Source organism: Polaribacter sp. R77954 (genome assembly GCF_044595335.1).
GTDB lineage: Bacteria > Bacteroidota > Bacteroidia > Flavobacteriales > Flavobacteriaceae > Polaribacter.
The window spans coordinates 1,513,152-1,529,172 of record NZ_CP138992.1 but is presented as its reverse complement, the minus strand read 5'-3'; the positions used below and the strand labels follow the sequence as shown (position 1 = coordinate 1,529,172).

Below are 16,021 nucleotides of genomic sequence, written 5' to 3'. Positions count from 1 at the left end.
TTATCAACGAATCAAGATTTATGAGTGAAATAAGACATAACTGGACGAAAGAAGAAATATTAGAAATCTATAACAGACCTTTAATGGATTTGTTATACGAAGCTGCAACCATCCACAGAAAACAACATGACCCAAATGTGGTACAAGTATCTACTTTATTATCGATAAAAACTGGAGGTTGTTCAGAAGATTGTGGATATTGTCCACAAGCTGCAAGATATCATACCAATGTTGAGGGCAATGATTTAATGACCGTAAATCAGGTAAAAGCACAAGCGTTAAGAGCTAAAGAAGCTGGAAGTTCTAGAGTTTGTATGGGAGCTGCATGGAGAAACGTAAAAGATGGTCCAGAATTTGACCAAGTTTTAGAAATGGTCAGAGGAATCAATAAATTGGATATGGAAGTGTGCTGTACTTTAGGTATGGTTACAGAAAACCAAGCACAACGTTTGGCAGAAGCTGGTTTGTATGCTTATAATCACAATTTAGATTCATCAGAAGAATATTATAAAGAAGTAATTTCCACAAGAGGTTATCAAGACAGATTAGATACTATAGATAACGTTCGTAAAACCAACGTAACTGTTTGCTCTGGAGGAATTATTGGAATGGGAGAATCTGCAGAAGATAGAGCAGGAATGTTAGTGGCATTATCAACTTTAAATCCACAACCAGAATCTACACCAATTAATGCTTTAGTTGCTGTTGAAGGAACTCCTTTAGAGGATGAAAAGCCAGTTGAAATTTGGGATATGATAAGAATGGTAGCAACAACCAGAATTGTATTGCCAGAAACACAAGTACGTTTATCTGCAGGAAGAACGCAGATGAGTAGAGAAGGGCAAGCTATGTGTTTCTTTGCAGGTGCGAATTCTATTTTTGCAGGAGATAAATTATTGACGACTCCAAATCCTGATGTAAATGAGGATATGAAGATGTTTAAATTATTAGGTTTAAATCCGCAGAAACCATTTACCAAAAAAGTACAACCACAAACTGTAGAGGCTAAAGATTCTCAATTTGAAGCTTTAGGAGAAAAACCAAAATGGACAAGACCAGACCATAAAATTGAAAGAAACGAAGCTGCAAAACAAAAAGGAAAAGCAGTAAAAGTTTAAAAATAAGATAATATTTACTAGAAAACCATCTTCTATGTTTTAGAAGGTGGTTTTTTTATGGAAAATTTATATTGTAAATGGTAACCGTAATTTCTTTAAAGTCATTTAAAATTGATAAACAAAAAATAATATTTTAAGAAGTCTTAATCAAAAGAAACAAAAAAACTAAATAGTTTTGGTTATTGATGGGTAATTTATAGCCAAGTAGAATTTGGTATGCACAAAAGGTTACTATTGTTTTTCCAGGACGTAAAAGGTACTATTTTGAAGCTTTAAAAATTTAATAATTCAATTTGTAATATCCTTATTATACGATATTTAGATAATTTATTGGGAGAATTCAATTTTAAAATTATATAAAATTGAAAAATAGATTAATAAAATTGAAAAATTAATAATAATTAATAATAATTAGTGTAAGCAAGTCTTTTGTCTTAAATTCGGCATAACCAAACTAACTAAATTGCTAAACTATGAAAGCTTGTCCAAGATGCAAATCTGTGTCCAGACACAGACTAAAAAGAAAAGGTGTTGTAAAACTAATACCAGGTACAAAAAGTTACGGTTGCGATAAATGCAATACTCAGTACACTTGGTTCTCCATTATCAATCGAACATTAAGAGTTTAAATACTAATTGTTTGCGTTGATATCTTTAATTTTATTCTTAGAAAGTCCCTGTAAGAGTAAAAAATAAAAAGATTTAAGTCAATTTTGCATAGTGTAATATGTTGATTATGAATTAAATTGCATATAATAGCATCAATAAACCCTCAACTATGAAAGCTTGCCCTAAATGTAAATCAACTTCTAGGTATAGAATGAGACGAAATGGAATTATTCGCGTAATTCCTGGTACACATTCATACGCTTGTGATAAATGTAACACAAGGTATACTTATGTTTCTTTTCTAAATCGTTCTTTTTAATTCAAAAAAAAAGAATTGATATTTTATAAATAAATGCTGCAAAAATAGTTGTAGTTTCTAATTCCGCAGTTAAATTATCTATTTTTAATAATTTATTCTTTTGTCATTAGCACTATGCTTTTTAACTAACGTGATTTTTATGAACAACTTAAGGAAATCCTAAAAAGGATTTCTAAACCTTTAATACATTAAATAAAATTGGTAAAATAGTATTTGAAGTATATAATAGGATCATTTTTTTTTGAAGAGCACAAATATAAAGCACATAGGTTAAGTTCGTAGAAAAAGTGTTAAATTTAGTACTCAATAAGTATTGGTTTTAAAATTATATTAACATAGCACTTATAAATGAGTAAAGTTACACCAAGAGGCGCATATCCACATGTAAAAGTAGTAGGCAATTTTATATTTGTTTCAGGCACAAGCTCAAGAAGAGCAGATAACACCATTGCAGGCGTTGAAATTATTGATGAAATGGGAACTAAAAAAATAGATGCTTATTTACAAACCAAAACGGTTTTAGAAAACATCGATAAAAATTTAAAAACTGTTGGTGCAAGTTTAAAAGATGTAGTTGATGTTTCTTCGTTTTTAGTAAATATGAACGATTTTGCAGAGTACAACAAAGCTTATGCAGAATTTTTTGACAAAGAAACTGGTCCAACAAGGACCACAGTGGCTGTGCATCAATTACCACATCCAGATTTGGTTGTTGAGATTAAGGTAACAGCTTATAAAAAAGACTAATTGAATATTAATAATAAAGAATAGAGCGTCTATAATAAAGATTGCAGTGGTATTTTTTTCTCTTCTTTTTTACTTTAATCTTTGAATGAAATGAAAATTCAAAACTACATCAATGGTAAATTTGTAAATCCAATTCAAGATAATTGGATTGATAACTATAATCCTTCAAATGGAAAAATATATTCTCAAACACCAAATTCATCTAAAGATGATGTAGAAAATGCCTATCAAGCTGCAGCAAAAGCATTTCCAAAATGGAGTAATTCTAGCTTAGAAGAAAGAAGTAAAATTTTATCTAAAATAGCAGAGTTAATTTTAGAAAAAATAGACTTTTTAGCAGCAGCAGAATCTAAAGATAATGGAAAGCCAATAAGTCTAGCAAAACAAGTAGATATACCAAGAGCAGCAAGTAATTTTCAATTTTATGCAAATGCTATTACACAGTTTTCTACAGAATCACATGAAAGTGTGGGGTTAAATGCAATTAATTTTACATTACGTCAACCAATAGGAGTTGTGGGCTGTATTTCTCCTTGGAATTTACCACTCTATTTATTCACCTGGAAAATTGCTCCAGCTATTGCAGCAGGCAATTGCGTAGTTGCAAAACCAAGTGAAGTTACACCAATGACAGCTTTTTTATTAGGCGAAATTTGTAACGAAGCTGGCCTACCAAAAGGAGTTTTAAATATTGTTCATGGTTTAGGTACAACAACAGGTCAAGCAATTATAGAACACACAAAAATCAAAGCAATTTCGTTTACAGGAGGTACAAAAACAGGTGCTCATATTGCTAAAATTGCAGCACCAATGTTCAAGAAAATATCTTTAGAATTAGGAGGTAAAAATCCGAATATTATTTTTGCAGATTGCGATTATAATAAAATGTTAGCAACCACTGTTCGTGCTTCATTTGCCAATCAGGGGCAAATTTGTTTGTGTGGCAGTCGAATTTTAGTTGAAGAGAAAATCTATGAAAAGTTTAAAACAGATTTTAGCAAAAAAGTAGCGGAATTAAAAGTGGGTAATCCTTTAGATGAAGACTCCAATTTAGGGGCTTTAGTATCCAAAGAACATTTAGAAAAAGTAAAAAGTTATATAGATAGTGCAGAAAAAGAGGACGCTAAAATAATTTTTGGTGGTAAAAAAGTAGTGGTAAAAGGTGCTGAAAACGGTTACTATTTACAACCAACAATTATTGAAGTTACAGACAATAAATGTAAACTAAATCAAGAAGAAATTTTTGGTCCAGTAGTAACATTAATTTCATTCAAAACTGATAAAGAAGCCTTAACTTTAGCCAACGATACTAAATATGGTTTAGCAGCAATGATTTGGACAAACAATTTAAACAGAACTATGCAATTTTCAAAACAATTACAAACAGGCATTGTTTGGGTAAATACTTGGTTGCTAAGAGATTTAAGAACCCCTTTTGGCGGAATTAAAAATAGTGGAGTAGGTAGAGAAGGAGGTTTTGAAGCCTTACGTTTTTTTACAGAACCTAAGAATGTTTGTATCGTTTATGAATAAAGAAATCAAAGAAAAAATCATTCAAGTTTGTGATGATAAAATTGCCAAAAAAGGAGAAAATGTTGGTTTGTCTTTTTATGCTTTTTTCAAAAATAAAAACGATAATCCAAAATTATTAATGCAAGTTGCCACTTGGTGGATAGAAACGCATCAATTAGATCATTTTGAAAAAGCGGTTAAGATTAAGCAAATGATTAAGGCTCACCCCAGGCTTCCCAAAGGGAGCGAGTGAGCAATATTATGAAAAATAACAACAAAACTTTAACCACCCAGTTTAAAGTTTCTTCCATTTGGGAAGGTTAGGATGGGCTTTTTATGAATTTAGAACTTAAAAACAAAAACGCATTAGTTTGTGGTAGCACACAAGGCATAGGTAAAGCAACTGCAATTTTATTAGCAGCAGAAGGTGCAAATATCACATTGTTAGCCAGAAACGAAGATAAATTACAATCAGTTTTAGCAGAATTGCCAAATTCAGACCAAAAACATAATTATTTAGTTGCAGATTTTTCGCAGCCAGATGAGTTAAAAAAAGTGTTAGAAACATCAAGTTTACAGTTTCATATTTTGGTTAACAATACAGGAGGCCCTGCAGGAGGTCCAATTTTTAATGCAGAAATTGGTGAGTTCGAAAGAGCATTTACCCAACATTTAAAATGCAATCATATTTTAGTGCAAACTGTAGCTCCATTTATGAAAACACAGTGTTTTGGTAGAGTAATTAATGTAATTTCTACCTCAGTAAAACAACCTTTAGACGGTTTAGGAGTCAGCAATACGATTCGTGGAGCAGTTGCAAGTTGGTCTAAAACCATGGCAAATGAGTTGGGCGAATTTGGGATAACCGTAAATAATGTTTTACCAGGAGCTACAAATACAGAACGTTTAAACGAAATCATTAAAAATAAAGCAGAAAAAACTGGCTTAACAGTAGAAAAAGTAGCAGAAATTATGATGAATGCTTCACCAGCAAAACGTTTTGCAAAACCAGAAGAAATTGCAAATGCTATTGTGTTTTTGGCTAGTGAAAAAGCAAGTTATATTAACGGAATTAACGTTCCTGTAGATGGTGGAAGAACAAAAAGTTTGTAAGCCCATCCCTAACCCTTCCCAAAGGGAAGGGAATTAAGTTCTGAAAAATAATTACATTAGTAATAAAAATAAAAAAAATATTAATCAAGAATTCCAATTCCCACCCAGATTGGAGTTCCTTCCTTTGGGAAGGTTAGGATGGGCTTATTATGAATCTAGTACAACCAATAAATTTTAAAAAATGGATTGATGAACATCGTCATTTATTAAAACCTCCAGTAGGTAACAAACAAGTTTGGGATAATGGCGAATATATTGTTATGGTTGTTGGTGGGCCAAATAATAGAAAAGATTATCATTATAACGAAACACCAGAATTCTTCTATCAATTAGAAGGCGATATGATTTTAAAAATCATAGATGATAAAGGCAAACAAATTGATGTAGAAATTAATGAAGGTGATATTTATTTACTGCCAGGTAAAGTACCACATTCACCACAAAGAAAAGAAAATACAGTAGGTTTGGTAATTGAATATCCACGTTCAAAAGGTATGTTAGATGCTTTAGAATGGTATTGTGAAAATTGTGGAAACCAATTGTATAGAGAAGAATTTAAACTCGATAATATAGAAACAGACATGCCTATTATTTTCGATAAATTTTATTCTGATAAAGAAAAATGCACTTGTGATAATTGTGGAACTGTAATGGAAGCTCCAAAAAAATAGCCCATTCTAACCTTATTAAAGGGAAGGAATTCATCACGAAAAGCCAAACCATCAAATTAAAAACGAAAAAAGAATGTCAAACCCATTAGAAAACAAAAATAGTTTCCCTTTGGTAGATAAGGGGCTTCGTAAGTTACGTATTAACGGACATTCGCATTTGTTGCCTTATCCAGAAGAAATTCCTCAATTTATGAAGGAGAAAGAAATTTTTTGGGTAGATGATGAACGCAAACACATGTTACAAAAAGGCTGGAAAAGACCTGTAACAGATTCTAGTTTTTTTCTTGATGAGAAGTTGTTGTGGATGGAGAAAAACAAATTAGATCATGCAGTAGTTTTAAACCTTTCTCAATTGTATGGTAATGGTTTGCGTTTAGAAGAGATGAAAAAAGCTTTGCGTTTTCAGAACGATTTTAATGCTAAAATTCAAAAAAATCACCCAAGTAAATTTACCTGTGGTTTTGTGGTGCATCCTGGTTTTATTTATGGTGCTCTAGACGAAATTAAACGTTGTGTAGAAGAATTAGATTTAAAAGTACTCTGTTTGCCAACACATTTTATGGATTCTATTGGGCAATGGCGTTGTGTTTTTGACGAAGAAAATGATCGAATTTTTGAACTAGCAGATCAGTACAAATTGGCTATAGAAATTCATCCTTATGATGGAGATAAAATGATAAAATTAGAAAATACCAATTGGCGTTTTCATTTAATTTGGATGTTGGCACAATGTGGAGATGCTTATCATTTTTATACGTTAAACGGAATGCAAGAGCGTTTTAAAAATATTAGAACTTGTTTTGCACACGGAGGCCAATTGGCACAAATGAATTTAGGAAGAAGAATTCAAGGTTTTGATGGCAGACCCGATTTATTTGAAGGCAAAACACACCCAAGAAAAGCAGTTGGACATAAAAATATCTTTTTTGATACTTTAGTACACGATACAGATTCTTTAAAGTTAATGTTTGAAAGACAAGGAACCAAACAGGTTTTAATGGGCTTAGATGATCCTTATCCTTTAGGAGAAATGGAAAGTGATAAACAGTCTTCTTATCCTGGTAAAATTTTAGATTTAGCTATCGAAAAAAATATAATTTCTGAAGTAGAAAAAGGTCAAATTTGGGAAGACAATGTGTTGCAATGGCTTTTTGGTGACGATAAAGTTGCAAAACAAAATTTAATTGATAAAATTCTTAGTTAGTATTACAGTTCTCAGTTCTCAGTTCTCAGTTTACAGTCAGCAGTTGACGGTTCTTAAATTACTGCCAACTGCTAACTGAATACTGTATAATAAACTATCCTTGGCATTTTTGTAAAACTTCTTCAGCTCTTTTTAGTTGAAATTTTGGATAAAATTCGATATCTATTTTTTCTTCTTTACTCAATTCAATAGCCTTTTTAATTTGGTCACAGTAGGGTTTGGTAGATTTTCCAAAAAACTTAGCTGCTCCCATATTCCATTCTGCATTAGCCAAAATAACTCTAGGGTTTTTAGGGGCTATAGCTAGTGCTTTTGCATATAATTGGGCATTTTTTCCAGATAAAGTCATTCCATATTTCTGACCATCAAAAGCAATATAGGCTGTATTTAGTAGAGCTTGAGCAGCAATAATTTCTGGATTATTTTCTGAATTTGATTTTGCCAAATCTAAAAATTCTTGAGCCCTGTTTAGTTTTGCGTTAAGTTTACTTTCTTCTTTTATTCCAAATGCACTTAAAACTTCTACATAAGCAGTATAATAAGCAGGTAGCCAGTTTTCTGTTTCGGCTTTCGAGATTCTCTCAAATAGTTGAGAAGCTTTTACCATCTCGTTTTTTTCCCAATGTGCAAATGCTTTTTGCATTCCTTTTTGATATTTAGATTGCGCAGCAAGGATGCCAGTACATAAAATAGCGATAATTAAGATTGATTTTTTCATTGTATAAAAGATTGATTTTTGTGAATATATTTTTAAATTGTTATGTCTATGGCTTTATTTTCAGATAATTGAAACTTAGCGTCATCGTATTTTGGAGGCCCCATAAAACCTGTTGCATTATTAGAGCAGCCATAATCTTCTTTTGGAATTCCTAAAAAATTAGTATCCATTTTTTTATTGTCATTTTCGTCATGTATAAACGAAACTGCATATTCTCCTTTTGGTAAATTTTTAAACACAATTATAGCTTTGTTATTTTCAATTTTTGAAAGTGCTCCTCTAAATTGTTTATTTAAGAAATTTTCTTTTTTGTTGTAAACAGCAACCATTAAAGTTCCTTTATTAGAGTTTAAACCAGCTATGTTTACAGTCAATACAAAGGTTTCTTCTTGGGCATTTGTTGTTAAAAATCCGCTGAAAATAAACGCGATTAGTAGTATAAGTTTTTTCATAATTGTTGTTTTTAATTGTTATTGTTGATTCAAATATCTGATGTTTTTGTGTGATTTAAACAAGAAACATACCGAATTGTAATTTTTTACTTCTGAATTGTTATTTTAGACATTAGACATTAGACATTAGACATTAGACATTAGACATTAGGCGTTAGAAATTTCTACCAACTACAAACCATCAACCATAAACCAACAACCAAAAACCAAAAACCAACCTCTATAAATTATCCAATTGATTCGATTTTTTATCATCACTAATTGTCCAGAAAAAGCCAACAAAAAAGAAACTATCTGCATTAGGTAATACAGCTTGCCTGTCGAAATTTCCATTGATGTCTGGGGTGTTTTTATAATTATAACCAAAAACATTTCGTGTGCCTAAAGCATTGTTTACTGAAAAATATAGTATTTTTTGTTGATCTATTAAATACGCCCAATTTAAACTTACAGAATTGTAAGGGTTGGTTTTGTTGTTTAAAAAACCAGGTTTGTTTGGGTTTGTATACGTTCTGCCAGAGGCAAAATTATAAGCAATACCCAGTTGACTTTGCCATTTTTCTACCCAATGTTTTGCAACAAAAGATAAATTATGAGCAGACGCAAAATTTGGAGTTGCAGTGGTTGGATAATTTCTGAAATCTCTTTCTGTGTCTAAAAAAGAGTATGAAATCCAATAATCGGTGTTTTTAATTTTACCATTTTGTCTCCAAAAAACGTCTATTCCTTTTGCGTATCCATTACCATCATTTGAATAGTTAGATGTAAAATTTGCCATTTGGGTATCAAATTTTACCAAATTATTATAATCTTTATAATAAGCTTCTACTCTAAAAATTTGATTTTGTTTGGTATGTTGGTAGTTCGCAATGAAATGCGTTGAGTTTTCTGCTTTAAAATCTTCATTAAACTTTACATAATTGTTACTCGGGTTTTGGTAAAACTGCCCATAAGCTAACGAAATTTGAGACTTTTTACTCGATTTATAAGATAATGAAGCTCTTGGAGAAAGTGTAAACTCATTTAACACATCAGAATACTCTGCTCTAATACCTAATTTTGCAGCTAAGTTTTTTGAGAAAAAAATATCAGTTTCTGCAAAAGAAGCAAACAAGTTATTATCAAATCCGTAATCAGAGCTTTGGCTGTTAAAAGGCGTGTATTTTTCATCAAAACTAGTCATAAAGTACTCTGAACCAAAAGAGATTCTAAATCTTGATGTAAATTGTTTTTTCAATTTAACTTTAACATGCGCTGAATTTTCGACGCTATTTATAACATCGTCAATCACTTTTACAGTAGAGTTATCATTTGTAAAACTAATTCCGGTTTCAATTTTCCAATTGTTACCTAATTTATTTTTGTAAGAACTATTCATATAAAGGTTTCTATTTCTTAATCCGAAACGAAAACCATCTTCAAAATTAATATCATCTTGAATTACATCTAAATCTGTATAACTAAATGCACCATACACTTTTAGCATAGCATCGTCTTTAAAACTATGTCTATACACAGCTTCTCCACTTGCAGATTGAAAAGGTTTGATAAATTTATTTCTATCAGGAAAAATTGAGCTGTAAGGTCCTAAATTTATATAAGAAGTGTTGATGCTTAAAGAGTTTTTACCCCAAATTTGCGTGTTTCCTACACCTCCACCAACTGTCATTAATTGTACTTCTGTTTTTTCTTGATCGGGTTTATCAATAGTAGTTAAATCTAAAACACCAGACAAAGCTTGTCCATATTCTGCTGAATAACCTCCTGTAGAAAACGTAATTCCTTTGAATAAAAAAGGCGAATACCGTCCACGAGTTGGTGTATTGTTAGGTGAAGGACTATAAGGCGTAAAAACACGAACACCATCAATAAAAATTTGTGTTTCTTCTGCATCTCCACCTCTTACAAATAATCTTCCGTTTTCTGGATTTGCTGCTGTTCCTGGTAAAGTTTGTATAGCACCCAAAACATCACCAACAGCACTTGCAGTTGTTACAATGTCTAAAGGTTTTAAAACCGTAACTTTTGCTTTTTCTCCAGCTCTAAAAGTACCTGCATTTATGGTAACTGCATCTAAAGCATTTACATCGTCTCTTAATTTTATGGTTACATTTTTGAGTGATGAAACGTCATCTATCTTTACATAAGTTTCAAAAGAAACAAAAGAAATGACTAAAGTTTGAGTTCCTTTTTCTTCTGTAGTAAAAGAAAACGCACCTTTTTCATCTGTTGAAGTGCCATCGTAAGTGCCCTCTAAATAAACGCTTGCTCCTAAAATGGGGTTGTTTTTGGTATCTGTAACTTTACCAGAAATGGTTTCTTGTGCTATGATTGAAAATTGAGTGATGGTAAAGAGTAAAAATAAAATGCGTTTCATCATAATGGTTTTTGATGATACAAAGATGTGCAGATTATAGCGCTTTAAATAAAAAGAAATACCGAGTTGTAAGTTTTGATTGATGAGTTGTGATTAAATTTTGACAAAGATTTCAAAGATTTTACAGATTTTCATTGATTTCGTTTTAAATGAAATTGAATCGAATTCATCGAAAGAAATTGTAATATTGCTTTGTAAACTTGCAATTACGTTATAAAATAGGAATACAAAAATCTACAATAAACTTGTTTTCTGGGTGCGCTTCAGCATTGTTATAATAAATCTCAAAAGGAGCAGTCATTGCTTTTTTGTAGCCATTTTCTGTCATCCAAACAAAAGAAGCTTCCCAAGCTTGCTGAAATTGAAAAGGAGTAATTTCAAATCTAGAAACGATACATTTTGTAGGTGGCAATACTTTTAAATTTACAGCGCCATTAATATCATCTACAGGATCATTAAGAATAATACAAGCACTCATTCTTAAATTGTTAGGATCTGTAATTTTTGGACTATCGTGATAAATGGTCACCATTCTAGTTTTTTCATTGATTAAGCCTTTTGGAGTTGCCCATTGTACTAATCTGTTGTACACGCTGCCAATAGCTTCCATTTTTCCTTTATGTGAAATATAGGCCACATCTAATCTAGGCACTGTTTTAATAGATGTTTTTTTTGCGTTCATTTTTAACCAAATTAAAGTGTTGTTTAGGTTACAAATGTATTGTTTAAAAGCAATATTTGTTTGTTTATTCTTGCTATCTGTTTTGCAAATTTGACTATATTTTTTAGGACTTTGTTTTTTAAATTGATTAGGAGAAATGCTATAAAACTTTTTAAATGCTTTAGAGAATGAAGACAAACTCGAAAAACCTACAATTTCTGAAACTTCAGTAATCGATATTTCTTTTTGATGCATTAAAAAGGCAGCTGCTTTTTCTATTCGTTTTCTATTGATGAAATTGTGAAAAGTTTCATGGGTAACTGCGCTAAATAATCTATGAAAATGAAAGGGAGAAAAATAAGCTTTTTGAGCAATCAGCTCTAAATTTAGTTTTTTATCTAAATTTTCTTCGATGTAAACAATAGCATCACAAATTCTAGTAACAGTAGTATTATGAGTAGTTTGTGGTGGTTTCAATTGGGTTTGTTTTGTAGTTTGTAGAACAAAAAGCCGCCTGCAAAGTATAAAATAATATCCATGTAATCTTTGGTATATCTTGCTAAATATTCTGGAAATACAAATTCAAAAAGAATGCTATACATAAAACAGACATATAAAATTATAGGTAAACTTAAGGCGAAGTTTTTATCATTTCTAGACCATTTTAAAAATAGTAAGCATAAAAAAAGTACAATGGGAATAATTAAAAAATCATTTACATAATTGTTGATGATTTTTGGGAGATAAATATTAAAAGACTGCAAACCATAAATAAGTAAACCTAAAACAAATGAAGAAACACAAAAAAAGGTGAGTTTTTTGTTCATTTTTACCCAGCAGCTACCATTGTAATAAACCAAGCTAAACCAGCACCAATAGCGCTAACCACAGTTATTACTGAATACAACATCCAACCAATAATTTTAAAGAAGATGTTAGGATGTTTTTTTAAACGTTTTGCTAAACTAGGGTTTTCTATTTCATAAATAGCTTCATCAATTTGCTTTTGTTTTATAGCTTCTGCTTTTATGGCTCTCTTTTTTTGATCAGAAATTAGGGTGTTACAAAATTGGCAATAATCATTGTTTTTATTGACGGTTTTACATTTTGGACAGATGATAATTCGTGTACCCATTAAAAATTAATTTTTTGATTTTTTGCTTTAAAAGGACGAATAATTAATCTTGTTTCTCTATCAAAACGAATATAATTGTACACCCAATTTAAGAAAACTACGGCTCTATTTCTAAAACCTATTAAAGAAAAAAGATGCACAAACATCCACACAAACCAGGCAAAAACTCCTTGGAATTTCCATTTTGGTAAATCTACCACTGCTTTATTTCTACCAATGGTAGCCATAGATCCTTTATCATTATAAACAAAAGCGTTTTGTTTTTTATTAAAACGTTTTGCCAAGATATTTTTTGCAACTAATTTACCTTGCTGAATGGCAGGTTGTGCCATCATTGGGTGTCCATAAGGATTTTTCTCAGATTGCATACAAGCAACATCGCCAATAGCATAAATATTGGTGTATTTTTCTATTTGATTATATTCATTTACTTTATACCTTTCTGCTCTTGGTATAATTGAAGATGCCTGTAAACCTTGTATATTTTCACCTTTTACACCAGCTGCCCAAATTACAGTTTCTGCCCTAAAATTGTCTTCTCCATTTGTTTTAACAATTTTTCCATCATAATCTAAAACGCGTAAGTTTTTCCAGATATTAACACCCAAACTGATTAAGAAATCTTCAGCTTTTTCTGATGCTTTTGCACTCATTCCTTTTAATAAACATTCAGCGCTTTGTATTAAGTTAATTTGCATTTGCCTAATATCTAAATCTGGATAATCTTTTGGTAAAATTCCTTTTTTCATTTCAGCTAAAGCTCCTGCTAATTCAACTCCTGTAGGTCCACCACCTACAATTACAAAATTCATTAATGCATTTCTTTCATCAATATTATCTGTCAATAAAGCTTCTTCAAAATTTTCTAAAATTAAACTCCTGATATTTAGAGATTGGGGTACAGATTTCATTTCCATTGTGTTTTTTTGGATGTTAGTGTTTCCAAAAAAGTTAGTGGTAGAGCCTGTGGCTATGATTAATTCATCGTAATCTAAACAACCAATAGAGGTTTCTACTGAGTTTTGTTCAGGGTTTATTTGATGAACTTCTGCCAATCTAAAATAGAAATTTTCTACATCTTTAAAACGTTTTCTTAAAGGAAAAGCAATAGAATCTGGTTCTAAACCACCTGTGGCTACTTGGTACAGCAAAGGTTGAAAAGTATGGTAATTGTGTTTATCTATTAAAACTACTTGCAATTCTTGTTTTTCTAAACCTTTTGCAGCTGCCAAACCAGCAAAACCACCACCAATAATTACAACTCTAGGAAAACTTGATTGTGGAATGTTCATCTGAATTTTTAGATTTTAAAATCAAAACAAATTTACGGAAAAGCAATGGTTTCTTATTTGAAACTACTTTTTATTTCTTGAAGAGAATCATTTGAATTGCTAAATTTTGAGATCACTTTTAGACGTAACTCGTCTATTTCTACATCAAAATAGTTTGTCCATTTATCATTTGTAAATAAATGTTGAATTTGTTTTAGTCGTTTTTGAGCTTCAGAATAGCAAAATAGATGTTGATGTAAAGTTTGCGTTTTTGGTTGAAGTTTAGCTGTTTTTTTATCAAAATTAACTTGAATACCAAAGATTTTTTCTTGAGAGTTGATAGGGTAGAAGTCACACCATTTTGCAAAACCAATTACAATATTTTGATTTTTGTAATTCTTATCAGCAATTAATTTCCATCTGCAATTGGCAACTCGTCCCCAATGATTGGATTTTCTGTACACACCTTCATCAGTATAAAAATATGCGCTTTCAGATTTACTTTTGTAATTTGTGTTTTCTGGAAAATCAAAATCATCAACTTGTTGAAATTCGCAAAAAGTGTACTTAAAAAAGTTGTTTTTGTTGAAAGTTTTCAAAACGTTTTTTTTGCAAAAATACTATTCTTAATGTTTACAAAATATTTAAAGTAACATTTGAACTTGTTAATTGTGGATTATAGCAAAACAATATTTTTAAAAAGTAGGTGCTGAAACTTTTTATACTGTGTAGTTGGCCTCCTTTTTTTTGGAAAATAGTAGTTTTAATATATTAATAATTACAAAACCTACAATTTGGATTGCAGGTTTTGTAATTATTAAAACGTATTATTTAGTGCTTCACAAAATTATAGTTTTTACATTAATTTATATTTACTGTCATTGTTTTATAAGTACTTTTTTTAATTGTATTTGAACTACCAGCAGTTATTGGAGTTCCTTCTACTTGAAAAATATAATTTCCACTTTTTGTTATAAAAGTTAAATCTGTACCATAAAATTTATTTGTATATGAAGTGCTAACATTATGAATATCTACTCTACCTAATGCATTTAAGTCTGTATCATATGCAACCATTTCTAGTTTAAGATCTTGGCTAAACCCCTGTGAAAATCCAACATAAATATCTTCATTTTTATAAATTGAAGTTGGTCTTGTAAAGTCTGTTCTTGATTTTTTAAAGGTTAAATTATACAAGTATTCTGAATGATCTGCATCGTATACGTAATATGTTCTTTCTCCTTGGTTTGGTACATTATTTATAAAAACCTCTGTATTGCTATCTTCTTCTAAAATATATGCTTGGTAAGTATCTGGAACTGCATCAAATTCGGCATTATCAAATTTTAAAATAGTGTCTCCACTATTATTAACCTTATCAAACGTTAAAGCTACTTTATATTCATTTTCTAAATAATCTCCTTTAATAACAATACTATAATTATAAGCAGCGTTATAATTTTCTACTTTAATAATAGGTACATAACTGTTATTGGTTACGTCTCCAAACTGAATGTTTGTATAACCATTATCACTATAACTTGTGTACGACTTAAAATTTGCAGCTGTAATACTTTGTTCTTTAACAACATCATCTTCATTGTTTGAAGAGCATGAAGCAAATACCATTGTTAAGGTTAATACTACTAATTTTGTTACGCTAACTAATTGTGTTTTTTTAAAATTGTTCATTGTAATTTTTTTTTATTTATACTTGAAAATCTATTGTCAAACAGTTGTTTACGTCATTAAAAAGCCAACTATTTGAGTCAAAAAGTAACGATTTATATCAAAAAGAAACCATCTGAATCATTTGTTATTTTTAATCGAATTTATTCGGAAAAAGTATTTGTATTCTTTTGTTATAAGCTATAAAAACAACCTATTTTATTATAAATAGTTACTTAAAGGAGGTTTTGTTGATCAATAAAAAGGACATTAAACAATATTTTAAAACAGAATAGAATTTTATCAATTTAAATGATGTTTAAATCTTTATGTCGATAAATTTAAAGGTAATTATCGCGTTTTTTTTTTTGAGTAGTAAGAACATTATAATGATGATGGTTTGTAGCTAAGTAAAACTTTACCAATTAAAATGATTATAAAATTTT

The 16,021-nt window shown here is 30.4% G+C and carries 16 protein-coding genes; 7 read left to right on the top strand and 9 right to left on the bottom strand.

Annotation, left to right across the window (positions count from 1 at the left end; genetic code table 11):
- Positions 1 to 20: 20 nt before the first annotated feature.
- The 7 genes from bioB to SJY27_RS06620 all read left to right on the top strand — a co-directional run bounded on the left by bioB (position 21) and on the right by SJY27_RS06620 (position 7,293).
- Positions 21 to 1,118 carry a biotin synthase BioB gene (gene bioB, locus SJY27_RS06650; RefSeq protein ID WP_397447478.1) on the top strand — a complete coding sequence of 366 codons (1,098 nt, stop codon included), beginning with the start codon at positions 21 to 23 and terminating at the stop codon, positions 1,116 to 1,118.
- 1,276 nt (positions 1,119 to 2,394) lie between these two features.
- On the top strand, positions 2,395 to 2,793 hold the full coding sequence (locus tag SJY27_RS06645; RefSeq protein WP_397447477.1) for a RidA family protein: 399 nt from the start codon (positions 2,395 to 2,397) through the stop codon (positions 2,791 to 2,793).
- A 90-nt stretch (positions 2,794 to 2,883) separates the two neighbouring features.
- Complete coding sequence (locus SJY27_RS06640) at positions 2,884 to 4,326, top strand: aldehyde dehydrogenase (protein WP_397447476.1); 1,443 nt, start codon at positions 2,884 to 2,886, stop codon at positions 4,324 to 4,326.
- On the top strand, positions 4,319 to 4,558 hold the full coding sequence (locus SJY27_RS06635; RefSeq protein WP_397447475.1) for a DUF6500 family protein: 240 nt from the start codon (positions 4,319 to 4,321) through the stop codon (positions 4,556 to 4,558). Before SJY27_RS06640 ends, SJY27_RS06635 begins: the two co-directional genes overlap by 8 nt.
- A gap of 83 nt (positions 4,559 to 4,641) precedes the next feature.
- A complete protein-coding gene (locus SJY27_RS06630; protein WP_397447474.1) occupies positions 4,642 to 5,418 on the top strand; it encodes an SDR family oxidoreductase in 777 nt (258 codons plus the stop codon).
- A gap of 146 nt (positions 5,419 to 5,564) precedes the next feature.
- The gene (locus SJY27_RS06625) at positions 5,565 to 6,089 is read left to right on the top strand and encodes a 3-hydroxyanthranilate 3,4-dioxygenase (RefSeq protein ID WP_397447904.1); all 525 of its coding nucleotides are present in this window, start codon (positions 5,565 to 5,567) and stop codon (positions 6,087 to 6,089) included.
- Positions 6,090 to 6,162: 73 nt separating this feature from the next.
- A complete protein-coding gene (locus tag SJY27_RS06620) occupies positions 6,163 to 7,293 on the top strand; it encodes an amidohydrolase family protein (protein WP_397447473.1) in 1,131 nt (376 codons plus the stop codon).
- Between the two features lie 94 nt (positions 7,294 to 7,387).
- On the opposite strand, the gene SJY27_RS06615 is transcribed toward SJY27_RS06620, so the two are convergent.
- The 9 genes from SJY27_RS06615 to SJY27_RS06575 form a co-directional block, all read right to left on the bottom strand.
- Complete coding sequence (locus tag SJY27_RS06615) at positions 7,388 to 8,011, bottom strand: hypothetical protein (protein WP_397447472.1); 624 nt, start codon at positions 8,009 to 8,011, stop codon at positions 7,388 to 7,390.
- A 32-nt stretch (positions 8,012 to 8,043) separates the two neighbouring features.
- Positions 8,044 to 8,463 (bottom strand): DUF2141 domain-containing protein, encoded by a 420-nt coding sequence (locus tag SJY27_RS06610; RefSeq protein WP_397447471.1) that lies wholly within the window; start codon positions 8,461 to 8,463, stop codon positions 8,044 to 8,046.
- Between the two features lie 220 nt (positions 8,464 to 8,683).
- The gene (locus tag SJY27_RS06605; protein WP_397447470.1) at positions 8,684 to 10,840 is read right to left on the bottom strand and encodes a TonB-dependent receptor domain-containing protein; all 2,157 of its coding nucleotides are present in this window, start codon (positions 10,838 to 10,840) and stop codon (positions 8,684 to 8,686) included.
- 211 nt (positions 10,841 to 11,051) lie between these two features.
- On the bottom strand, positions 11,052 to 11,978 hold the full coding sequence (locus SJY27_RS06600; protein WP_397447469.1) for a GyrI-like domain-containing protein: 927 nt from the start codon (positions 11,976 to 11,978) through the stop codon (positions 11,052 to 11,054).
- Complete coding sequence (locus SJY27_RS06595; RefSeq protein WP_397447468.1) at positions 11,975 to 12,328, bottom strand: hypothetical protein; 354 nt, start codon at positions 12,326 to 12,328, stop codon at positions 11,975 to 11,977. The genes SJY27_RS06600 and SJY27_RS06595 overlap by 4 nt, the downstream gene beginning before the upstream one ends.
- A gap of 2 nt (positions 12,329 to 12,330) precedes the next feature.
- Positions 12,331 to 12,636 carry a hypothetical protein gene (locus SJY27_RS06590; protein WP_397447467.1) on the bottom strand — a complete coding sequence of 102 codons (306 nt, stop codon included), beginning with the start codon at positions 12,634 to 12,636 and terminating at the stop codon, positions 12,331 to 12,333.
- Entirely contained in the window at positions 12,636 to 13,928 is a 1,293-nt protein-coding gene (locus SJY27_RS06585; RefSeq protein WP_397447466.1) for an NAD(P)/FAD-dependent oxidoreductase, read from the bottom strand. The genes SJY27_RS06590 and SJY27_RS06585 overlap by 1 nt, the downstream gene beginning before the upstream one ends.
- Positions 13,929 to 13,981: 53 nt before the next feature.
- Positions 13,982 to 14,506, bottom strand: coding sequence for a hypothetical protein (locus SJY27_RS06580; protein WP_397447465.1), 525 nt, complete (start codon positions 14,504 to 14,506; stop codon positions 13,982 to 13,984).
- 262 nt (positions 14,507 to 14,768) lie between these two features.
- A complete protein-coding gene (locus tag SJY27_RS06575; RefSeq protein ID WP_397447464.1) occupies positions 14,769 to 15,599 on the bottom strand; it encodes a hypothetical protein in 831 nt (276 codons plus the stop codon).
- Positions 15,600 to 16,021: the final 422 nt, after the last annotated feature.